Annotated in this window: 20 protein-coding genes and 1 rRNA gene; all 21 read right to left on the bottom strand. The window is 67.2% G+C overall.

Translation table 11 applies throughout. The features are described 5' to 3' along the window. A 16S ribosomal RNA gene (locus tag AB0H50_RS33170) occupies positions 1 to 89 on the bottom strand; the annotation flags it as partial. 490 nt (positions 90 to 579) lie between these two features. Next, positions 580 to 1,860, bottom strand: a complete 1,281-nt coding sequence (murA, locus tag AB0H50_RS33165) for a UDP-N-acetylglucosamine 1-carboxyvinyltransferase (protein ID WP_141807119.1) — start codon at positions 1,858 to 1,860, stop codon at positions 580 to 582. 90 nt (positions 1,861 to 1,950) lie between these two features. After that, entirely contained in the window at positions 1,951 to 2,526 is a 576-nt protein-coding gene (locus AB0H50_RS33160) for a cob(I)yrinic acid a,c-diamide adenosyltransferase (RefSeq protein ID WP_357460563.1), read from the bottom strand. 99 nt (positions 2,527 to 2,625) lie between these two features. Next, positions 2,626 to 3,048, bottom strand: a complete 423-nt coding sequence (locus AB0H50_RS33155) for a DUF2550 domain-containing protein (RefSeq protein ID WP_357460560.1) — start codon at positions 3,046 to 3,048, stop codon at positions 2,626 to 2,628. A 185-nt stretch (positions 3,049 to 3,233) separates the two neighbouring features. Further along, positions 3,234 to 3,614 carry a F0F1 ATP synthase subunit epsilon gene (locus tag AB0H50_RS33150; RefSeq protein ID WP_357460558.1) on the bottom strand — a complete coding sequence of 127 codons (381 nt, stop codon included), beginning with the start codon at positions 3,612 to 3,614 and terminating at the stop codon, positions 3,234 to 3,236. A gap of 6 nt (positions 3,615 to 3,620) precedes the next feature. Then, positions 3,621 to 5,069, bottom strand: coding sequence for a F0F1 ATP synthase subunit beta (gene atpD / locus AB0H50_RS33145; protein WP_357460556.1), 1,449 nt, complete (start codon positions 5,067 to 5,069; stop codon positions 3,621 to 3,623). A gap of 25 nt (positions 5,070 to 5,094) precedes the next feature. Further along, complete coding sequence (locus AB0H50_RS33140; protein ID WP_357460554.1) at positions 5,095 to 6,066, bottom strand: F0F1 ATP synthase subunit gamma; 972 nt, start codon at positions 6,064 to 6,066, stop codon at positions 5,095 to 5,097. A 51-nt stretch (positions 6,067 to 6,117) separates the two neighbouring features. Continuing rightward, positions 6,118 to 7,755, bottom strand: coding sequence for a F0F1 ATP synthase subunit alpha (atpA, locus tag AB0H50_RS33135; RefSeq protein WP_357460551.1), 1,638 nt, complete (start codon positions 7,753 to 7,755; stop codon positions 6,118 to 6,120). A gap of 69 nt (positions 7,756 to 7,824) precedes the next feature. After that, complete coding sequence (locus AB0H50_RS33130; RefSeq protein ID WP_357460548.1) at positions 7,825 to 8,634, bottom strand: F0F1 ATP synthase subunit delta; 810 nt, start codon at positions 8,632 to 8,634, stop codon at positions 7,825 to 7,827. 19 nt (positions 8,635 to 8,653) lie between these two features. Then, positions 8,654 to 9,214 (bottom strand): F0F1 ATP synthase subunit B, encoded by a 561-nt coding sequence (locus AB0H50_RS33125; protein WP_357460545.1) that lies wholly within the window; start codon positions 9,212 to 9,214, stop codon positions 8,654 to 8,656. Between the two features lie 5 nt (positions 9,215 to 9,219). Then, complete coding sequence (locus tag AB0H50_RS33120) at positions 9,220 to 9,465, bottom strand: ATP synthase F0 subunit C (RefSeq protein ID WP_067844703.1); 246 nt, start codon at positions 9,463 to 9,465, stop codon at positions 9,220 to 9,222. A 75-nt stretch (positions 9,466 to 9,540) separates the two neighbouring features. After that, on the bottom strand, positions 9,541 to 10,371 hold the full coding sequence (gene atpB, locus AB0H50_RS33115) for a F0F1 ATP synthase subunit A (protein WP_157120246.1): 831 nt from the start codon (positions 10,369 to 10,371) through the stop codon (positions 9,541 to 9,543). Between the two features lie 264 nt (positions 10,372 to 10,635). Continuing rightward, positions 10,636 to 11,094 (bottom strand): hypothetical protein, encoded by a 459-nt coding sequence (locus tag AB0H50_RS33110; protein WP_357407915.1) that lies wholly within the window; start codon positions 11,092 to 11,094, stop codon positions 10,636 to 10,638. 10 nt (positions 11,095 to 11,104) lie between these two features. Next, on the bottom strand, positions 11,105 to 12,280 hold the full coding sequence (locus tag AB0H50_RS33105; RefSeq protein ID WP_357460542.1) for an MraY family glycosyltransferase: 1,176 nt from the start codon (positions 12,278 to 12,280) through the stop codon (positions 11,105 to 11,107). Between the two features lie 16 nt (positions 12,281 to 12,296). Next, positions 12,297 to 12,962, bottom strand: coding sequence for an L-threonylcarbamoyladenylate synthase (locus AB0H50_RS33100; protein ID WP_357460540.1), 666 nt, complete (start codon positions 12,960 to 12,962; stop codon positions 12,297 to 12,299). 34 nt (positions 12,963 to 12,996) lie between these two features. Beyond that, the gene (gene prmC, locus AB0H50_RS33095) at positions 12,997 to 13,869 is read right to left on the bottom strand and encodes a peptide chain release factor N(5)-glutamine methyltransferase (protein WP_357460537.1); all 873 of its coding nucleotides are present in this window, start codon (positions 13,867 to 13,869) and stop codon (positions 12,997 to 12,999) included. Between the two features lie 113 nt (positions 13,870 to 13,982). Further along, positions 13,983 to 15,053, bottom strand: coding sequence for a peptide chain release factor 1 (gene prfA / locus AB0H50_RS33090; RefSeq protein ID WP_357460535.1), 1,071 nt, complete (start codon positions 15,051 to 15,053; stop codon positions 13,983 to 13,985). 129 nt (positions 15,054 to 15,182) lie between these two features. Next, on the bottom strand, positions 15,183 to 15,413 hold the full coding sequence (gene rpmE, locus AB0H50_RS33085) for a 50S ribosomal protein L31 (protein ID WP_357460533.1): 231 nt from the start codon (positions 15,411 to 15,413) through the stop codon (positions 15,183 to 15,185). A gap of 1,007 nt (positions 15,414 to 16,420) precedes the next feature. Next, a complete protein-coding gene (gene rho, locus AB0H50_RS33080) occupies positions 16,421 to 18,436 on the bottom strand; it encodes a transcription termination factor Rho (RefSeq protein ID WP_357460530.1) in 2,016 nt (671 codons plus the stop codon). Positions 18,437 to 18,744: 308 nt separating this feature from the next. Beyond that, on the bottom strand, positions 18,745 to 19,701 hold the full coding sequence (thrB, locus tag AB0H50_RS33075; protein WP_357460527.1) for a homoserine kinase: 957 nt from the start codon (positions 19,699 to 19,701) through the stop codon (positions 18,745 to 18,747). A gap of 25 nt (positions 19,702 to 19,726) precedes the next feature. After that, on the bottom strand, positions 19,727 to 20,848 hold the full coding sequence (gene thrC / locus AB0H50_RS33070; protein WP_357460578.1) for a threonine synthase: 1,122 nt from the start codon (positions 20,846 to 20,848) through the stop codon (positions 19,727 to 19,729). Between the last annotated feature and the right edge of the window lie 20 nt (positions 20,849 to 20,868).

Genomic DNA, 20,868 nt, shown 5'->3' with positions numbered 1-20,868 from the left:
GTGTACCCCGAAGGGCCTTACCGCTCGACTTGCATGTGTTAAGCACGCCGCCAGCGTTCGTCCTGAGCCAGGATCAAACTCTCCGTTGAAGACTCACAATCACACCCGAAGGTGCAATCAGATCTAAACTAGAGTCCGAAAACCTAGCAAACAATCGCCAGCCGGAAATTAGCTGACTTAAATGTCCAGCCCTCCACACGGGGAGTGAAGAGCCGGAACCAAACATTAAAATTTGGCACTGACATTCATCGACACACTATTGAGTTCTCAAAGAACACACGCACACCCATCCACACCGAACTCATCCGGCACTTCCGAGAGGCAACTTTTACAGCTTAGCGCGGTCGATAACCCGAAACCAAATCGGGGTCTCAATCGAGCTAGTGTGACTGTCAGGCGCTCCTCGTACTACCTCGTTTCCCGGTCCGCGCCCAGCCTTTCGGCTTGGCGTCTCGGCTCCGGGTCGGTGTCCGTGTCGCTCTGACTTGAATAAAGTTACGTGTCTGCGTTCACGATGTCAAATCGCCTGGTCAGTACGGGTTTTCGACGACCGGAGATCAACACTGTCGGCGGACAAGATCAATCAGGCGCCCCGACCCGCTCCACCAAACCGCCCAGCGCCTGCAGCTGCTCGACGAAATTGGGGTAACCGCGGTCGATATGGAAGACGTCGTGCACTTCGGTGGTGCCGTCGGCGACCAGCCCCGCGAGCACCAGACCCGCGCCGGCCCGAATATCCGAGGACCACACCGGCGCGCTGGACAGCCGCGGAATACCGCGAACCACCGCGTGATGACCGTCGGTGCGGGCGTCGGCGCCCAGCCGGATCATCTCCTCCACGAAACGGAATCGCGCCTCGAAGATGTTCTCGGTGATCATCGACGTGCCGTCGGCGATGGCGGCCAGGCCGATCGCCATCGGCTGCAGATCGGTCGGGAAACCCGGGAACGGCAGGGTCGAGAAGTTCACCGCGCGCGGACGCTCCGGCTGCACGACACGGAAGCCGTCCAGGTCGAAGGAGATTCGCGCGCCCGCGGACCGCAGCTTGTCGAGCACGAGCGAAAGGTGCTTCGGGTTCACGCCGGTGACGCGCACGTCGCCCATCGTCATCGACGCGGCGATCCCCCACGTCGCGGCGACGATGCGGTCGCCGATCACCCGGTGATCGGTCGGACGCAGCCGCTTCACGCCCTGGATGGTGAGCACCGAGGTACCAGCGCCGCTGATCCGGGCGCCCATCTGCACCAGCATGTTGCACAGGTCGACGATGTCGGGCTCGCGCGCCGCGTTGTCGATGACCGTCTCGCCCTCGGCGAGCACCGCGGCCATGAGGATGTTCTCTGTCGCGCCGACCGAGGGGAAGTCCAGCCGGATCCGCGCGCCCTGCAGTTCGTCGGCACGCGCGACAACGCAGCCGTGCTCGATCTCGCTCGTCGCGCCGAGCAGGCGCAGGCCCGCCTGGTGCATGTCGAGCGGACGGGAACCGATCGCGTCGCCGCCAGGCAGCGCGACCACCGCGCGCTTGCATCTGGCCATCAGCGGACCGAGCACACACACCGAGGCACGAAACTGCGTCACGGCGGGGAAGTCCGCGTGGTACTTCGGTTCCGCGGGCGTGGTGATGGTGACCACGGAACGGTCGCCGGGCGCGTCGTCAGAGATGACGACCTCGCATCCCAGCCCGCGCAGCACCTCGGCCATCAGCGGCACATCGAGAATGTCGGGGCAGTTCGTGATCGTCGATGTGCCCTCGGCAAGCAGGGCAGCGGCCATCAGCTTGAGGACGCTGTTCTTAGCGCCTCCTACCGCGACCTCGCCGACGAGCCGATTGCCCCCGGTGACCAGAAACCGTTCGCTCACACTGGGTAGCTTATCCACCGTCGGCGATGCGCACGCGCGTGTACGCGATCCCGGTGTGCTCCGACACGGTCCGACGGGCTGACTTCGCGGTCATTTCTTGCCGCCACCGGGTCGCCACAGAATGTCGCCCTCGGGATTGGTGTACCGGCTCAGGATGAAGAGCAGATCCGAAAGCCGATTGAGGTACTTCGCCGGGAGGACGCTGGTGTCATCGGGATGCGCTGCCACCGCCGCCCACGCGGAGCGTTCGGCGCGGCGAGCCACGGTGCGGGCGGTGTGCAGCAGCGCGGCAAGCGGGGTGCCGCCCGGCAGAATGAACGAATTCAGCGGCGCCAGTTCGGCATTGAACTCATCACACCAGCCTTCCAGGCGGTCGATGTAGTCCTGGGTGATCCGCAGCGGCGGATACTTGGGTTCGGCCACCACGGGGGTGGAGAGGTCCGCGCCCGCGTCGAAGAGATCGTTCTGGAGCTGACGCAGCACGGTCAGCAGGTGCTCGTCCGGCGCGCCGAGTGCGATGGCGACCCCGATGGCCGCATTGGCTTCGTCGCAGTCCGCGTAGGCGACCAGACGGGGATCGGTCTTGGCGACCCGGGAGAAATCGCTGAGTCCGGTGGTTCCGTCGTCACCGGTCCTGGTATAGATCCGGGTCAGGTGCACACTCACGACGCGTCCTCGCTAGCGCTCGGCCACGTCGCGCGCGTCGGCACGCTGTGTCGATGATTCACTCGCTGACGCTCGCTCATGCGATGACTCCTCCGCTGGCTACAGACCGGGCATGCGGCGGGTGCGGTCCGACGGGCGGGATTCCACCCAGGACAGGAAGGCCGCGCGGGCGCCGCGGTCCAGCGCGAGTTCGTAATTGCCCTCGGCATCGGCCACCGCGGTGACGATGATTTCGTCGGTCATGATGTCGTATTCGTCGCCGCGCGGACCGCGACGGTCACCGACCTCGATGCCGCGGCGCCGAATGGTGGCGTCCGGACCCAGCTTGAGACTGGTGAGTTTGAAGAAGACGAGACGGTCCTCGTCGTAGCGAATGAGACCGTGCCGCCAGCCCTGGCCGCCGTTCGCGGGCAGCACACGCAGAATCGCGGCGGTCCCGCCGCGGCGCAGCATGATCAGTCGGTAGACGGAGATCAACGCCAATGCGACCAGCAGCAGCACCAGAATGATCAAGACAACCATCCCGGTTTGCAATGCTGTCCGTCCTTTCGCTCGGCATCCGCGACACGAACCGCGGCGGATACCCATCCGTTGCGACATTCAAACACGAGTCTACAAACGGGTGAGCAACTGGGGCTGAATGCCATTGTCGGCGGCGAAGATACCTTCACCGCCGACAATGGGATGTTCACGACCCGTCAGGGTCTTCAGGCGTTCGCGACCTGCTCCACCGCACGCACACGGGCCTGCGCCGCGCGCTGCTGTTCCTCGGTGGCGGACGTGTCGGCCAGCACCTTGCGTGCCTCCTCGACGTCCACCTCACCGGCGAACTCGGCGGACTCGGCCAGGACCCGCACCGTGGTGGCGGTGACCGAGAAGAAGCCGCCGTGCACCGCGGCCACGATCCGCTCGCCATCGGCGGACACGATGTTCACCGTGCCGCCCTCGACCAGCTGGCCGAGGAGCGGCTCGTGGCCCGGCATGATGCCGATCTGGCCCTCGGTGGTCTGCGCGCTGACGAACGATGCCTGGCCGGACCAGAGCAGTCGCTCGACGGCGACGAGATCGACTGACATTTCAGCAGCCATCGGTGACTACTTTCCGGCGATCTTCTTCGCGGCCGCCTCGACGTCGTCGAGACCACCGCAGGAGTTGAACGCCTGCTCCGGGAAGTGGTCGAACTCGCCCTTGCAAACCCGGTCGAAGTCGTCGATGGTCTGCTCCAGCGGAACCACCGAGCCCACCTGGCCGGTGAACTTCTCGGCCACGATGAAGTTCTGGCCGAGGAACTTCTCCAGGCGACGGGCGCGGCCGACGAGAACCTTGTCCTCTTCGGAGAGCTCGTCCATACCGAGGATGGCGATGATGTCCTGCAGTTCCTTGTACTTCTGCAGGATCCGCTTCACCTCGTTGGCCACGGCGAAGTGCCGGTCGCCGACGATCGAGGCCTCCAGGATGCGGGAGGTCGAGGTCAGCGGGTCGACGGCCGGGTAGATGCCCTTCTGCGAGATCGGGCGGGAGAGCTCGGTCGTCGCGTCGAGGTGGGCGAAGGTGGTCGCCGGGGCCGGGTCGGTGTAGTCGTCGGCGGGCACGTAGATGGCCTGCAGCGAGGTGATGGACCGACCACGGGTCGAGGTGATGCGCTCCTGCAGCTCACCCATCTCGTCGGCCAGCGTGGGCTGGTAACCGACGGCGGAGGGCATACGGCCGAGCAGGGTCGACACCTCGGAACCGGCCTGGGTGAACCGGAAGATGTTGTCGATGAACAGCAGCACGTCCTGGTGCTGCACGTCGCGGAAGTACTCGGCCATGGTGAGGGCCGAGAGGGCGACGCGCATACGGGTGCCCGGCGGCTCGTCCATCTGACCGAAGACGAGGGCGGTGTCCTGGAGGACGCCCATCTCTTCCATCTCCAGGCGGAGGTCGGTGCCCTCACGGGTGCGCTCACCGACGCCCGCGAACACGGAGGTGCCGGAGAACTCACGCGCGATACGGGTGATCATCTCCTGGATCAGAACGGTCTTGCCGACGCCGGCGCCACCGAACAGACCGATCTTGCCGCCCTTCACGTACGGGGTCAGCAGGTCGATGACCTTGATGCCGGTCTCGAGGATCTCGGTCTTGCCCTCGAGCTGGTCGAAGCTCGGCGGCTTGCGGTGGATGCCCCACTGCTCGCCGTCGCGGCCGGTGCCCGGCGCGTCGAGGCAGTCGCCGAGGGCGTTGAAGACGTGGCCCTTGACGACGTCACCGACGGGCACCGAGATCGGCTTGCCGGTGTCGGTGACGGTCGCGCCGCGGACCAGGCCGTCGGTCGGCTGCATCGAGATGGTGCGCACGATGTTGTCGCCGAGGTGCTGGGCGACCTCGAGGGTCAGGGTCTTGGCCACCGACGCGAGCTTGATCTCGGCGTTCAGAGCGTTGAAAAGCTCGGGGATCGCGCCACGCGGGAACTCGACGTCCACGACGGGGCCGATGACCCGGACGACGCGGCCTGCGGCGGCGCCGGTCCGGCTCGTGTTGTCTTGAGTGACAGCTGCGGTCATTTGGATTGGTTCTCTTCCTGCGCTTCTAGTCGCGGTCCGAGCTCGACGCCAGCGCGTTCACGCCGCCGACGATTTCGCTGATTTCCTGCGTGATCTGGGCCTGACGCACCGAGTTCGCCTCGCGCTGAAGAACACTCGCGAGTTCGTTGGCGTTGTCGGTGGCCGCCTTCATTGCGGTGCGCCGAGCCGCGGACTCGGATGCCGCTGCCTCGAGCAACGACGCGTAGATACGCGTGTTCACGTACTTCGGCAGCAGCGCCGCCAGCAGTACATCGGCGTCGGGCTCGAATTCGTACTGCGCCTGCGGTTCGGCCGTGGGCGAATCGGAGAACGAGTCCGCGCCCATGTCGAAGTTCTCGTCGACGAAGCTGACCTGGATCGGCGCCAGGCGGCGCACCTCCGGGGTCTGCGCCAACATCGACACGAACCGCGTGTACACGATGTGCAGCTCGTCGACGCCCTCGATGTCGCCGGTCCCGTGCGGATGCGGCACCTGGCGGTCGGAGCCCGCCATGAAGGCCTCGACCAGGTGGCCGCAGGCCGACGAGGCGTCGGTGTACTTCGGCTGCTGCGAGAAGCCGGTCCACGACGAGACCAGCGGGCGGTTGCGGAAGGTGTAGTACGTGAGGCCCTTGTTGCCCATCACGTACAGCACCGGCTCCTTGCCCTCGCCGCGCAGGGTGGTCATCAGCTCTTCGGCGCGCTTGAGCACGTTGGAGTTGTAGCCACCGCACATGCCGCTGTCACTGGTGATCACCAGCACGGCGGCGCGGCGCGGGTTGGCGCGCTCGGTCAGCAACGGGTGCGCGAGGTTCTTCGACGCGCTCGCGAGCTCGGCGAGGACCTTGGTGATCTCCTCCGCGTACGGCTTGGCGGCCGCGACCCTGGCCTGGGCCTTGGAGATTCGCGAGGTCGCGATCAGCTCTTGGGCCTTGGTGATCTTCTTGATCGAATTCACACCACGAATGCGGGAGCGCAATTCACGCAAGCTTGCCACGGTTCACCCTCCCTTCATTCGCCAGATTCCAATAGCGCATTGCTCGACCGATTACTTCTCGACGTGCTTGCGGGTGACCGACAGCGACTCGACCTCTTCGTGGTCGAGCTCGCCGGCCTCCGCCTCGTTCACCACACGGCTGCCGTCGGAGGCGAGGAAGCCCTGCTTGAACTTGTCGGTGGCCGCCTTGATGGCGTCGCCGTTCTCGGCGTCGAGGACCTTGCCGCCCTCGATCGACTTGAACGCGTCGGCCGCGCTGCGGTGCAGATCCTCGATCAGCTCCGCGTTGAAGCGGCGGATGTCGGCGACCGGAACCGAGTCGTAGTAACCCGCGTCGACCAGGAAGATCGACACGATCTGGTCCTCGACCGCGACCGGGGAGTACTGGTCCTGCTTGAGCAACTCCACCCAGCGGGCGCCGCGCTCGAGCTGCGCCAGCGAGGCGGCGTCGAGGTCGGAGGCGAAGGCGGAGAACGCCTCCAGCTCGCGGTACTGCGCCATTTCCAGACGCAGCGAACCGGCGACCTTCTTCATGCCCTTGGTCTGGGCGGCGCCACCGACACGGGAGACCGAGGTACCCACGTTGATCGCCGGGCGGACACCCTTGTTGAACAGGTCGGACTCGAGGAAGACCTGGCCGTCGGTGATGGAGATGACGTTGGTCGGGATGAACGCCGAGACGTCGTTGGCCTTGGTCTCGATGATCGGCAGACCGGTCATCGAGCCAGCGCCCATCTCGTCGGAGAGCTTGGCGCAACGCTCCAGCAGACGGGAGTGCAGGTAGAAGACGTCACCCGGGTACGCCTCGCGGCCCGGCGGGCGACGCAGCAGCAGCGAGATGGCGCGGTAGGCCTCGGCCTGCTTGGTCAGGTCGTCGAACACGATCAGGACGTGCTTGCCCTGGTACATCCAGTGCTGGCCGATGGCCGAGCCGGTGTAGGGGGCCAGCCACTTGAAGCCGGCGGAGTCGGAGGCCGGGGCCGCGACGATGGTGGTGTACTCCATCGCGCCGTGCTCCTCCAGCGCGGACTTCACGCCCGCGATGGTGGAACCCTTCTGGCCGATGGCGACGTAGATGCAGCGCATCTGCTTGGTGGGGTCGCCGGACTCCCAGTTGGCCTTCTGGTTCAGGATCGCGTCGATGCAGACGGCGGTCTTGCCGGTCTTGCGGTCGCCGATGATCAGCTGACGCTGGCCGCGGCCGATCGCGGTCAGGGAGTCGATGGCGGTGATGCCGGTGGCCATCGGCTCCTCGACCGGCTGGCGCTCCAGCACGGTCGCGGCCTGCAGCTCCAGCACGCGGCGCTCTTCGGATTCGATCTCGCCGAGGCCGTCGATCGGCTGGCCGAGCGGGTTCACCACGCGGCCGAGGAACTTGTCGCCGACCGGCACCGAGAGCACGTCACCGGTGCGGCGGACCTGCTGGCCCTCTTCGATCTCGGCGAACTCGCCGAGGATGACCGCACCGATCTCGCGGTCCTCGAGGTTCAGCGCCACGCCGAGCACGCCGCCGGGGAACTCGAGCAGCTCGTTGGCCATAGCCGAGGGCAGGCCGCTGACGTGCGCGATGCCGTCGCCGGTGTCGGTGACGACACCGACTTCTTCGATGGACGTCTGGGGGGTGTAGCTCTGGGTGTAGCTCTCGATCGCGCTACGGATCTCGTCGGAGGAGATCGTCAGCTCCGCCATGTTCTTCCTGCTCTCGCTGTAAGGGTCTCGAATGTCGGTGGGTGCCGGTGCCAGGCCGGCAGAGCCGGGCTACGCCAGTTCGCGGCGCAGCCGCTCCAGTCGGCCGGTGGCGCTGCCGTCGATCACGTCGTCACCGACGCGCACGACCAGCCCGCTCAGCAGGCTCTGATCGACCTCGACGTGCACCGTGATCGGCTTGCCGTAGATGCGCTGCAGGGAGGCGGCGAGCCGCTCCCGCTGCGGCGGCGTCAGGGCGATCGCGGCACGCACGTGCGCGACGATCTGGTCACGCCGGGCGGCGGCCAGGTCGGACAACTCGTCGAAGGCCGGGCCGAGGCCGATCCGCTGCCGGGCCACCGCCTGCTCCGCGAGGGTCACGGTGATGGTCTCGGTCTTGCCGGACAGCAGCCCGGCGATCAACTCGCGCTTGGCCGAACCCGGCTTCCCGCGATCGGACAGCGCCTGCTCCAGCTCGGGGTTGTCGGCGATGATCCGGCCGAGCCGGAACAGCTCGTCCTCGACCGTCTCGAGCTTGCCGCTGTCGGCGGCCGACTCGAGCAGGGCCTCTTGGCCGAGCAGCACCAGGGTGTCGACCAGGTCGGAGGTGCGCGACCAGTCCTGGGCCACCGCGGTGGTCAGCACCGCCAGGGTGGCGGGGCTGACCTTGCCGCCGAAGACCCGCTCGCTCAGCTCGGCGCGCACCGAACCGGGCACCGACACGTCCGCGAGCGCAACACGCAGCGAACGCTGGTCGTCCAGCACGGCGACAGCGGCGAACAGTTCCGAGCCCGTCGTGGCGGCAACACTGTCGCTTCCGGTCAGAGCGGCCCGAAGCGCCTCCCGGGACCGGGAGCTGGCCTCGCGGCTCGCTGCGTACATGCTTCTCACTTTCGCGTCGTTACCTTCCGACCCCGATGCCGGCGTCGGTCTCGTCGAGCTCACTGAGGAACTTCTCGATCGAGGCCGCCTGCTTGGCTTCGTCCGAAACCGACTGACCGATGATCTTCTCGGCCAGGTCGACGGCCGTGCGGCCGACCTCGGAGCGCAGTTCGGTGAGGATCTGCTGGCGCTGGGCTTCCAGCTGGGCGTGGCCCGCGGCCACGATGCGGTCGCTTTCGGCTTGGGCCTCCGAGCGCATCTGCGCCAGGATCTGCTGGCCCTGGGTGCGCGCGTCCTCACGGATGCGCGCGGCCTCGAGGCGGGCGTCGGCCAGCTGCTGCTGGTACTGCTGCAGCGTTTGCTGGGCTTCTTCCTGCGCGGCCTCGGCCTTGGCGATACCGCCTTCGATCTTGTCGGTACGCTCGTCCAGCACCTTGGTCAGGCGCGGGATGACGTACTTGTAGAACAGCACCGCGATGATCGCGACGCAGACCACCGACCAGACGATGTCGTACGTTTCGGGGACGAGAGGATTCACATCCTCTCCGCCCTCCGCTGCGAGTACTGCGAACTCGTACATCGGAATCAGAAGATGAAGCCGGCGACGAGGCCGATCAGGGCCAGCGCCTCGGTGAACGCGATGCCGAGGAACATGTTGGTCCGGATGGTGCCCTGCAGCTCGGGCTGACGGGCGATACCCTCGATCGCCTTACCGACGACGATGCCGACGCCGATGCCCGGGCCGATGGCGGCCAGGCCGTAGCCGACGGCGCCGAGGCCCTTCAGCGTCGACTCGGTGGCAGCTTCCTGGGCCAGGTACGAGAGGCTCATGAGTCTTCTTTCCCTTTCTGTTGCTCACCCGCCGGTTGGCGCGGTGTAGCAGGTCTCCAGTGATTGGTAATGCGGTCAGTGAGAATCTGCGTGCTCGGCGAGGCCGATGTACACGGCGGTCAGCAGCGCGAACACGTAGGCCTGCAGGAAGATGACCAGCATCTCGAACAGCGTGAATCCGAGTCCCGCGAGCAGCGAGAACGGCGAGAACACCTTCATCCACGAGGCGGCGTCGAACAGGAAGAACCAGGTCGCGCTGAAGAACAGCACCAGCATGATGTGGCCGGCCAGCATGTTCGCCATGAGTCGGACGGTCAGCGTGAACGGACGCAGGATGAAGGTCGAGACGAACTCGATCGGAATCAGCAGGACGTGCAGGGCGGGCGGCACGTTCGGCACCACGATGCTGCTGCGCAGGTAGGTGAAGAACCCGTACTTCTTGATGCCCACGTAGTTGAACGCGATGTAGGCGATGGCGGCCAGCACAAGCGGCATGCCGATTCGCGCGTTCGAGGAGATGTTCAAGCCCGGAATGATGCCGGAGAAGTTCAGAAAGAGGACCGTGAAGAAGATCGTCGCGATGAGCGGGAAGAACTTTCGTCCGGTTTCCTTGCCGAGGACCTCTTCGGAGATCTGCTCCTTGACGAAGACCAGCCCGATTTCGGCGACATTCTGTAGGCCGCGCGGAATGATTCGGGGACTCCGGAATGCCAGCAGCATGACAACGACCAGCACCGCGGTCATCAGCAGCCGGACCAGCATCAAGCGATCGAGTTCGAACGGCGTTCCCTCGAACAGCACAGCTGGAGGGAAGAAGTCGGTTAGCGACGGCGCGTGGAACTCACCCGCCGCCAAAGTGGTGACGCTCAGCGTTCTCTCCCGTGTTCGGGCCGCGGGTACGGTCATTCCCGCGGTTCGATCGGACATTGACGATCAATTTGGTCGACTCAGGTCGGCTCGAAGTTCGTCAGCAGCTGCGCGGCAATACCGCTCGGGCGGCGTCTGTACGTGTGTCGGCGACATCGTCGACATGCAGAACCGGAACCCTCGGAGCCCGGCACGGCAGTAAGCATAGCGGTACTCGGAGGGATCATGGGGATCCCCCCTCGCTTGGTCACTTGCTTACCAACACTTTACCAAGTTATCTACGACGCTGTGTAGGGGGGTGAGTCAATCCTGTTCGGGAGCCGGGTCCGGGTCGCCCGCGGTGGTCGAGACATACGGAACCTTCTGTCGCAGAACGCCGTACGTCTCCGCGCCGAGCACGATGAGCAGGGAACCGATGACGGTCAGGAACAGCGCCATCCGGTTGTAGAAGTCGAACTGGTTCAGCACCGCGACGGCGATGAGCACCAGCAGCACCTTGCCGGCCCAGCTGGCCAGCATGACCAGGCCCGCCGTGCTCGGCGGCAGCTTCGCGCCGAACAGCACGACGGCCGCGGTGGTGAGGATGAACACACCGCCGATGGCCGCGCCGAGCAGCGCGCCCCACAACCCGGGCAGCCCGGCGACGGCGGTCGCGATCGCGGCGCTCAGCACCACCAGTACCGCCAGTCCGATCAGGCCGTAGCGCAGCGCCGACTTCAGCGGCGCATCGGGACCGGGGACCGGGTTCGGAGTAAAGCTCACGGGTGCGACTTTACTCAGCGGCCTGATGGTCGGCCGCCGGCTCCCCGCGCCGCAGCCCCGGAATGGCGGTCACCACGAGGGCGAAGACGAGGCCGGCGGCCATCAGCAGGACCACGATTCGGCGGTCCATCAACGAGGTGCCGACCGCGCCGAATGCAAGCACACCGACCCACAAATAGATCAACAGCACCACGCGCCGGTGGGAATGGCCGATCTGCAGCAAACGGTGATGCAAGTGCATTTTGTCCGGCGTGGAGAAACTCACACCGGCGCGCACCCTGCGCACGATCGCCAGCAGCAGATCCAACACCGGAATGAACATCACGGCACCGACCAACAGCAGCGGCGAAAGCAGACCGACGATGTCGCGCGGACCGTAGCCTTGCAGCGGAATTCGACCCGACGCACCGGTGGAAACCGAGGCCAGCATCAGACCGATCAGCATCGAGCCGGAGTCGCCCATGAATATCCGCGCCGGTTGGAAATTGTGCGGCAGAAATCCCGCGCACGCCCCCGCGAGCGCGGCGGCGAGGAGGGCGGGCGGATAGGTGTTCACGTCGCCGCCCTGCTCGTAGAGCAACCCCACGGAGAACACGAAAACCGCCGCAGCGCAGATGAAGCCGAGCCCTGCCGCGAGACCGTCCAGGCCGTCGACGAAGTTCATGGCGTTGATCAGCGTCACGGCTACCGCCACGGTCACCAAGCCACCCTGCAAGGCGTCCAGCACCACGGTGGAATTGTTGAACGGGTTGTAGATGACGTACCAGCTCAGCCCCATCACGGCCATGACGCCCGCCGCCGTCACCTGACCCGCGAATTTGGTGAGCGCGTCCAATCCCCACCGGTCGTCGACGATGCCGACGATCACGATGATGGTGGCCGCCACCAGCACCGCGGGAATGTCGACCGCGTAATCGAAGCCGCGGCGCAGCGCGGGCAGCTGGTGCGCGAAGAGCACCGCGGCCACCACGCCGATGTACATGCCGACGCCGCCCATCCGCGGGATCGGCTTGACGTGCACGTCCCGTTCGCGCGGCACCGCCACCGCGCCGAACGCGATCGCGAGCAGCCTGATACCGCCGGTGGCGAGGAAGGTCACCGTGGCCGAGATCAACAGGACGAGCAGCAGCTCGCGCAGCGGAACGACCGAGCCAGAGCCGGAAATCGGAGCAATCGCCCGAATCATGCGACCTTTCTCCCGCTCACCGCGCGGGGGGGTTGGTCAGCTCGTCCGGCGACATGCCGAGCACCTCGGCGATCTCGGCCACCGGGACCGCGCCCTCGCGCAGCACGCGCGGCTGATCCGCGGTGAGATCCACAATGGTGGAGGCGACCGCGTGCGCGGCGGGACCGCCGTCGAGGTACACGCCGACCAGGCTGCCGAGCTGCTCGCGCGCTTCGGCGGCGGTCTTCGCGGGCGGCTGACCGGAGACGTTGGCGCTGGACACGGCCAGCGGGCCCACCTCGCGCAGCAGATCAAGCGCGACCGGGTGCAGCGGCATCCGCAGCATCACCGTGCCGCGCGTATCACCGAGATCCCAGGCCAGCGAAGGCGCTTGCTGCACAACGAGACTCAGACCACCCGGCCAGAACGCACGGATCAGCTCGCGCGCCTGCGGGCGCACCGAGAAGACCAGTCCGTCGATGGTGTGCCACGACCCGACCAGCACCGGCACCGGCATGTCCCTGCCGCGGCGCTTGGCCGCCAGCAGCTCGCTCACCGCGGTGGAATCGAAAGCGTCGGCCGCCAAGCCGTACAACGTGTCGGTGGGCATCACCACCAGCCGCCCGGATTTCAAAGCGCTGGTCGCTGCGGACAGTCCGGCGGCGCGCGAGTCGGGATCCGCGCAGTCGTAGACGGTACTCACGGCCCCCATCCTGGCACATGGGGCAGGTGAGGCCTCAGGTGCGGGTGGCGACTACGAAGCGGGGTTTGCCTGCTAGGTCGGGGTGTTCGACGACGTCGACGAAATTGCCGGTGTCGGCGAGGAGTGCGGCGAGGGCGGAGCCGTTGGTGTCGTCGTGCTCGATGGCGGTCGCGCCGCCCGGACGCAGCAGGCGAGTGATGTTGGGCACCATCCGCCGGATGACGTCCAACCCGTCGGCGCCACCGAACAGCGCCAGGTGCGGATCGTGGTCGGCGACCTCGGGATCGAGCACCGCGCCTTCGGGGATGTAGGGCGGGTTGGACAGGAGCAGGTCGACGCGGCCGTTCAGCTCGGTGAGCAGGTCGGGATCGGTGACGTCGCCGGCGTACAGGGTGATCGGGGTGTCGCCGTCTGCGATGCGTTCGTCGGCATTGCGGCGAGCCCATTGCAGAGCGGCCGGATCGATCTCGATGGCGTGCACCTGGGCGTCGGGTCGCGCGTGCGCGACCGCGAGCGCGAGCGCTCCCGAACCCGTGCAGAAATCGATGACGATCGGCTGGTGATCGTGCGGCAGCGCCTCCAAATTGGCCAGCGCCCAAGCGAAGAGCAGCTCGGTCTCCGGCCGCGGCACGAAGACGCCGGGGCCGACGGCGAGATCGATCTCTCCCATCGCCGCGACGCCGGTCAGATGCTGCAACGGAATGCGCTGGGCGCGCCGGTCCACCACCGCGCGGTAGTCCGCGACGAGCGCCGGATCCACCAGCGGCACCAAGGCCAATCGAGTCCGCTCGACTCCGAGCAGATGCGCGGCGAGCTGTTCGGCATCCGCGCGCGGACTCGGCACACCCGCGGCCTGCAGTTGTTCGACGGCTTCATTGATCACTGAACGCAGAGACACTCGACCCACCACCCCACTCTCGCCGATTTCCGATGCGCCCATTGTTCACTTCCCGGGATCGGTACCGCACACACCGCCCATACGCCACGCGGAGCCGGTGGCGCGCGAAACGTGTGGGCCGCTTATTCGGCCGCCATGCGGGCCTCGCGGTCCGCCTTGCCGAGCGCGTCGAGGAGGGCGTCGAGGTCGCCGTCCAGAACCGCGTCGAGGTTGTGCGATTTGAAGCCGATGCGGTGATCGGTGATCCGGTTCTCCGGGAAGTTGTAGGTGCGGATGCGTTCGGAACGGTCCACGGTGCGGATCTGGCTGGCGCGACCGGCGGCGGCCTCCTGATCGGCCTGCTCCTCGGCCAGCGCCTGGAGGCGGGCCGCGAGCACCTGCATGGCACGGGCCTTGTTCTGCAGCTGGGAGCGTTCGTTCTGGCAGGTCACGACGATGCCGGAGGGCAGGTGCGTGATGCGAACGGCCGAGTCGGTGGTGTTCACGCCCTGGCCGCCCTTGCCGGACGAGCGGTAGACGTCGACGCGCAGATCGGACTCATCGATCTGCACCTCCTCGACCTCGTCGGGCTCCGGGTAGATGAGCACGCCCGCGGCCGAGGTGTGGATGCGTCCCTGCGATTCGGTCACCGGTACGCGCTGCACCCGGTGTACGCCACCCTCGAACTTGAACCGGGACCACACGCCGTCGCGCACCGCGTCGCGGCTCTTGATGGAGAGCGTGGCGTCCTTGTATCCGCCGAGGTCGGAGACGGTGGCACCGAGTACCTCGACCTTCCAGCCGTGCCGCTCGGCGTAGCGGATGTACATGCGGGCGAGGTCCGCGGCGAACAGCGCGGATTCCTCGCCGCCCTCGCCGGACTTCACCTCGAGCACCACGTCGTCGCCGTCGTGCGGGTCGCGCGGGGCGAGCAGGTCGGCCAGCGCCTGCTCGAGCTCCTCCACCTGACTCCGCAGATCGGGGATCTCCGCAGCGAAGGCAGGATCGTCGTCGGCCAGTTCCTGAGCGGCGGCCAAATCGTCCTGCGCGGTCTTCAGCTTGTGGTAAGTGGCCATGATCGGGGCCAGCTCGGCGAACCGCTTGCCCACGCGGCGCGCGGCGCCCGGATCGTTGTGCAGCGCCGGATCGGCCAGCTGCGTTTCGAGTCCCGCGTGCTCGGCCAGAATGTCGTCGATCGCGGACGGCTGCGTCATGATGCTTCCTTCTCTCGGTACCCGGGCGGCGCCGGGTCGGCATTTCAGGTCATCCGGCGCTGGGCACACCGGGCCGACAAATGCGCCGACGCCCGGCCTGCGATGCAGAACCGGGCGTCGGCGAGGAAGCTACTTGGCGTCGGCCTTCTTGCCCGCGCGCTTGCCGTAGCGCGCCTCGAAGCGGGCCACGCGACCACCGGTGTCCAGGATCTTCTGCTTGCCGGTGTAGAACGGGTGGCACTGCGAGCAGACCTCGACGGTGATGTGTCCCGACTCCTTGGTGCTGCGGGTCTGGAAGGTGTTGCCGCAACCACAGACCACCGTGGTGTCGACATACGTCGGGTGAATTCCTGCCCTCATGGCTGGTGTCCTCTCGATAGTGGTCGCCGGGTCGCCACTGGGGCGTGAACCGGAACCGCTGGTTCCGAACTCTGCTTCGCAGAAGTCGGCGGGGTTGTCTGCGGGCGCAGACACACAGCGGTCCAGTATGCCAGAACCGCTATACGCACCCAAAACACACCGGGCAACCATTTTGTTCCCTGATTCGTGTATCTAAGACAACCCGTTGAAATATGAACTGAACGCCATGCGCTCACGACCACGAGCCAAGCGCCAGCGCTCAGGAACCAGCGCCACGCGCTCACGAGGACGCGGAACACACCACGTTCATGGCCACAGCCAGAACGCCCGCGCTCACAAACCGCGAGCCGAAAAAACGTTCACGAACCACGAGCCAACCGCATGTGCACAACACCGGCAAACCGCAACATGCCCACCTCCGCGCCCACCCCGAGGGCGAGCCTGACGAGCCCGTTCGCGGCCCGTCTCGCGTCCGAGTGGTCGCGACGCATGCGCCGCAGGCGCGAGACGCGACCGCTCGGACGCGAGACACCAGGGGGCCGCGAACCCGCGCGCGCCAGCGCGCCAACAACACTGGGCACGCGGATTTTCCGCCCTTACGGAACTCTCGAGTCGAGTAGTCAACTACTCGGGAAGGCGAACAGCACTGTTCATAGAGTTCGTAGGCATCGAGTTCCTGCTGCACGCCGGCGTGCCGAGACAGAAAGGAGAACGCTGTGAACAGCCGAGTCGCTCTCGCGGTCTTCGTCCTGTTGATTCTCACTGTCGCGGTGGGCTGGTTTGCGACTCCCGAGCCCTCGCAGGCCGCCGTCTACGCACCCGCCGACAGGGTCGCCTACTCCGAGCGCTCCCCCGAATCGGCAGGCGCTTCCGCGCCGGCGACGGCGCTGTTCCTCGCCTGCATGATCGTCGGCGCGGCCGCCATCGGCCTGATCTTCTTCCGTCCGTACGCGCCGAAGGGGCTCCGCGACAGCGAAGCCCCTTCGGTGGCACGGCGAGTCGTGCCGCTACTCGTCCAGCGCGCCCGGCGCGGTCTTGCTGACCTGCATCAGGAACTCGAGGTTGTTCTTGGACTTCTTCAGTCGGTCGATCAGAAGATCGATCGCCTGGTGCGAGTCCAGGCCCGACAGCACGCGGCGCAGCTTGTGCAGCACCGCCGCCTCGTCTGGGCTCAGCAGTAGCTCGTCCTTGCGGGTACCGGACGGATTGACGTCCACCGCGGGGAACACGCGCCGTTCCGCGATCTTGCGGTCCAGCTTGAGCTCCGCGTTACCGGTGCCCTTGAACTCCTCGAAGATCACCGTGTCACCGGTCGAACCGGTCTCCACCATGGCGGTGGCGATGATCGTCAGCGAGCCGCCGTTCTCGATGTTGCGCGCCGCGCCGAGGAACCGCTTGGGCGGGTACAGCGCGGTCGAGTCGACACCACCGGAAAGGATACGGCCCGAGGCAGGCGAGGAGTTGTTGTACGCACGGCCCAGTCGAGTGATCGAGTCCAGCAGCACCACAACGTCTTTGCCCGCCTCGACGAGCCGCTTGGCGCGCTCGATGGCCAGCTCGGCGACCGAGGTGTGATCGCTCGGCGGACGGTCGAAGGTCGAGGCGATGACCTCGCCCTTCACCGAACGCTGCATATCGGTGACCTCTTCGGGACGCTCGTCGACCAGCACCACCATCAGGTAGCACTCGGGGTTGTTGGTCGCGATCGCGTTCGCGATGTCCTGCAGGATCGTGGTCTTACCGGCCTTCGGCGGGGACACGATCAGCGCGCGCTGGCCCTTGCCGATCGGCATGATCATATCGATCACGCGGGTGGTCAGCTTGTTCTGCTGGGTCTCCAGCCGCAGGCGCTGGTTCGGGTACAGCGGGGTGAGCTTGCCGAACTCGGGACGCCGCTTGGCCGCCTCGACGTCGCCGCCGTTGACGGTGTCCAGCCGCACCAGCGGGTCGAACTTCTGCCGCTGGTTGGCCTGCTCGCCGTCGCGCGGAGCACGCACGGCGCCGGTGATCGCGTCGCCGCGTCGTAGGCCGTTCTTGCGAACCAGGTTCATCGAGACGTAGACGTCGTTCGGTCCGGCCAGGTAACCCGAGGTGCGCACGAACGCGTAGTTGTCCAGCACGTCGAGGATGCCGGCGACCGGCTGCAGCACGTCGTCCTCGCGGATCTCGAGCTCGCGGGTCTCACCGCCACCGCCGCCCTCGCGATCGCGCCCGCGGCGGCGCTCGCGGAACCGGCGACCCCGGCGACCGCGGCCGCCTTCCTCGTCGTCGCCACCGCGGCCGCCTTCGCCGCGGCCGCCCTCACCGCGACCACTCTCGCCACGGCCGCCCGCGCCCTGACCGCGCTGCTCACCGTTCTGGCTGCGCTCGCCCTGGCCACGCTCGCCCTGACGGTCGCGGCGCCGTTCGCCCTGCTCGGCGTCCGTCTTCTGCTCGTCACCACGCGCCTCGGCGGTCTCCCCGCCGGAACGCGCCTGGTCACGGCCGCGACGCTGCCTGCCACGACCGCGCTGGCCACCGTCGCGGCCGGACTCTTCGCTGGTCTCGGCGACGGATTCGGTCGGCGCGGACTCGGCCTTCTCGGACTTCGACGGAGCGGGATCGGCGGGAGCCTCGGGCGCGGGCGCGGCGGCCTTCTCGGCGGGCGCGGCTTCCTTCGCCTTCGTCTCCTTGGCGGTCTCCTTCGCCTGAGCCTTCTCCTTGGCCGGCGCGGGCGTCACGTCGAGGGCCGCCTGCTCGGCCTTCCCGGCGCGCGCGGGCTTCTCCGACTTGGCGTTCTTACCGGCCTGGTTCTCCTTGATGGCGGCGATCAAATCACCCTTGCGCATTCCGGAGGTGCCTCGGATACCGAGCTCCCCCGCCAGCGCGCGCAACTGCGGCAACAACATTCCAGTAAGCCCCGATCGTGCGACGTCGGTTTGTTCGCTCATCTTCGAAATCTGTCCGGATTCACTTTCGCGGGCCCCCGAGGAACTTGGGTTGGATTCCACCCCGGGTGTCGCGAGCAGGTCCGTATCTGTCACGGAAATCCTTTCCTTCCCTCGACCGCCGTGTGCTGTTTCGAGGGTTCGTCCCGCAGTCCGGGCACTCTGCCGGACTCGGTATTGCCGTATCGCCTGCCCCGCCGGGCCGGAGGCTTCGCCACCGGTTGTGAAAGGTGGGAGAGATCATTCCAGTTGCGCAGCTACGCAGTACCCCCATGGCCTGGAGGCTCGAGCCTGGAGCCTGCTGGAGCGATTGCCCTGATGAAGCACCGGCGTCTGATGCGCACGATGTACGGACCTGCTCAGGATAGCTGGCAACTGTGAAACTCGGCAAGACAGACTCGCCGTCAGTCGACCTGCACGCCCTCGGCGAGTCCTGGCTCGACCACACGGAGGCCGTCGGCGGCCGCGAGTTCGCGGAGTTCTGCTGGAAATTCGCTGGTACCGAGGGCCAACACGGTCGGTCCCGCCCCCGACACCGTCGCCGGGATTCCTGCCGCGCGCAGGCGCTCGATCCACTGGGTGGTGAGCGGTAGCGCGGGGGCACGCTGGCCCTGATGCAGACGGTCGGCCGTAGCGGGCATGAGCAGGTCGGGGCGCTGGGTCAGCGCCACCACGGCCAGCGCGGCCCTGCTGACGTTGAAGGCGGCGTCGCCGTGCGGCACCGTCTCGGGCAGCAGCCCGCGGGTGTGCGCGGTGGACGAGCGAACCTCGGGAATCAGCACCACCGGGCGCAGCGAAGGGTGCGGGTCGAGCCGGACGGCGCGGTATACCCGGCCGTGCTCGGGGATCGCCGCGGCCGCGTCGGTGGCGTCGGCGGCGGTCTCGGTCCAAGACACCACGATCCCGCCGAGCACGCTGGCCGCCGCGTTGTCCGGATGACCCTCGAATTCCGACGCCAGCTGCACCAATCGCCCGGCATCGACGGTCAGTTCGGGATCCAGCTTCGCGGCAAGCGCGCAGCCTGCGGCGAGGCCGCCGACCACCGCGGAGGCCGAGGAGCCGAGCCCGCGGGAATGCGGAATCACGTTGCGGCACACCACATCGAGGCCGTCGGCCCACACACCCGCCGACTCCAGGCCGCGCTCGATGGCACGCACAACGAGATGCGAAGGGCCCCACGGCACGTCGTCGGCGCCCTCGCCCTCGACCCGGATCGTCAGCCCGGAATCGGTGGTGCGCACCACGATCTCGTCGTAGATGCCCAAAGCCATACCGAGCGAGTCGAATCCGGGACCGAGGTTGGCGCTCGACGCGGGCACCCGCACCGTGACGGCGAGTCCGGCGGGAAGTGTCCGCGACATCAACTGACTTTCGCGCGAACTCAACTCAGGCCAGCTCGAGTCGGGCGGCGACCGCGACGGGATCGACCGCGATCGGCTGCACCTGCGGCATGCCGAGCAGCGCGGTGTCGGGGTCCTTGAGGCCGTTGCCGGTGACGGTGCAGACCACCGTCAGGCCCGCGTCCAGCCAGCCTTCCTTACGCGCCGCGAGCACGCCCGCCACGCTGGCCGCCGACGCGGGCTCCACGAAGACGCCCTCCTTCGCGGCGACCAGGTGGTACGCCTCGAGGATCTCCTCGTCGGTGGCCGCGCGGAACGCGCCGCCGGACTGCTCCTTGGCCTCGACAGCGCCGTTCCACGAGGCCGGTGCGCCGATGCGGATGGCGGTGGCGATGGTCTCCGGGTCCTTCACCGGAGCGCCGTTGACCAGCGGGGCCGCGCCCGCGGCCTGCACGCCGAGCATGCGCGGCAGGCCGTTGGTGATGCCGTCGGCGTAGTACTCGCGGTAGCCGCGCCAGTACGCGGTGATGTTGCCCGCGTTGCCCACCGGCAGCGCGTGCACGTCGGGCGACTTGCCGAGCACGTCGCAGATCTCGAACGACGCGGTCTTCTGGCCCTCGATGCGGGCCGGGTTCACCGAGTTCACCAAGCCGACGGCCGGGAAGTCAGCGGTGACCTTGCGCGCCAGCTCGAGACAGTCGTCGAAGTTGCCCTCGACCTGGATGATCTGCGCACCGAGCATGACGGCCTGGGCCAGCTTGCCCATCGCGATCTTGCCCTGCGGGATCAGCACCGCGCAGCTCATGCCTGCGCGGGTGGCGTACGCCGCGGCCGACGCCGAGGTGTTGCCGGTGGACGCGCAGAGCACCGCCTTCTGACCGCGGTACTTGGCGTCGGTCATGGCCATGGTCATGCCACGGTCCTTGAACGAGCCGGTCGGGTTGGCGCCCTCGACCTTGAGGTACACCTCGCAGCCGGTCAGCTCGGACAGGTAAGGGGCGGGCACCAGGGGGGTGCCGCCCTCGAACAGCGTGACCGGCTCCCAGTCGGCCGCACCCGCGAGCCGATCACGGTAGGCCGCGATCAGACCCGGCCAGCGGGAGTGCACTCCTGTCTGCGGGGCGACGCCAGTGGTCCGCCCACCCGTCTCCCGGCCGCCACCCCTCATGGAGTCGCTGCGCGACGCTG

The organism is Nocardia sp. NPDC050793, from assembly GCF_040654065.1.
GTDB lineage: Bacteria > Actinomycetota > Actinomycetes > Mycobacteriales > Mycobacteriaceae > Nocardia.
The sequence above is the reverse complement of the archived record's forward strand: the minus strand, read 5'-3'. Positions and strand labels throughout refer to the sequence as shown.

What these genes read in the sequence shown, in the direction of transcription:
- AB0H50_RS33150 (WP_357460558.1), bottom strand. Translation starts at nt 3,614, where the DNA reads ATGGCTGCTGAAATGTCAGTCGATCTCGTCGCCGTCGAGCGACTGCTC.
- atpD (WP_357460556.1), bottom strand. Translation starts at nt 5,069, where the DNA reads ATGACCGCAGCTGTCACTCAAGACAACACGAGCCGGACCGGCGCCGCC.
- AB0H50_RS33130 (WP_357460548.1), bottom strand. Translation starts at nt 8,634, where the DNA reads ATGTACGCAGCGAGCCGCGAGGCCAGCTCCCGGTCCCGGGAGGCGCTT.
- thrC (WP_357460578.1), bottom strand. Translation starts at nt 20,848, where the DNA reads ATGAGGGGTGGCGGCCGGGAGACGGGTGGGCGGACCACTGGCGTCGCC.
- AB0H50_RS33120 (WP_067844703.1), bottom strand. Translation starts at nt 9,465, where the DNA reads ATGAGCCTCTCGTACCTGGCCCAGGAAGCTGCCACCGAGTCGACGCTG.
- atpB (WP_157120246.1), bottom strand. Translation starts at nt 10,371, where the DNA reads ATGACCGTACCCGCGGCCCGAACACGGGAGAGAACGCTGAGCGTCACC.
- rpmE (WP_357460533.1), bottom strand. Translation starts at nt 15,413, where the DNA reads ATGAGGGCAGGAATTCACCCGACGTATGTCGACACCACGGTGGTCTGT.
- atpA (WP_357460551.1), bottom strand. Translation starts at nt 7,755, where the DNA reads ATGGCGGAGCTGACGATCTCCTCCGACGAGATCCGTAGCGCGATCGAG.
- prfA (WP_357460535.1), bottom strand. Translation starts at nt 15,053, where the DNA reads ATGACGCAGCCGTCCGCGATCGACGACATTCTGGCCGAGCACGCGGGA.
- AB0H50_RS33105 (WP_357460542.1), bottom strand. Translation starts at nt 12,280, where the DNA reads ATGATTCGGGCGATTGCTCCGATTTCCGGCTCTGGCTCGGTCGTTCCG.
- AB0H50_RS33125 (WP_357460545.1), bottom strand. Translation starts at nt 9,214, where the DNA reads ATGTACGAGTTCGCAGTACTCGCAGCGGAGGGCGGAGAGGATGTGAAT.
- AB0H50_RS33155 (WP_357460560.1), bottom strand. Translation starts at nt 3,048, where the DNA reads ATGGTTGTCTTGATCATTCTGGTGCTGCTGCTGGTCGCATTGGCGTTG.
- thrB (WP_357460527.1), bottom strand. Translation starts at nt 19,701, where the DNA reads ATGTCGCGGACACTTCCCGCCGGACTCGCCGTCACGGTGCGGGTGCCC.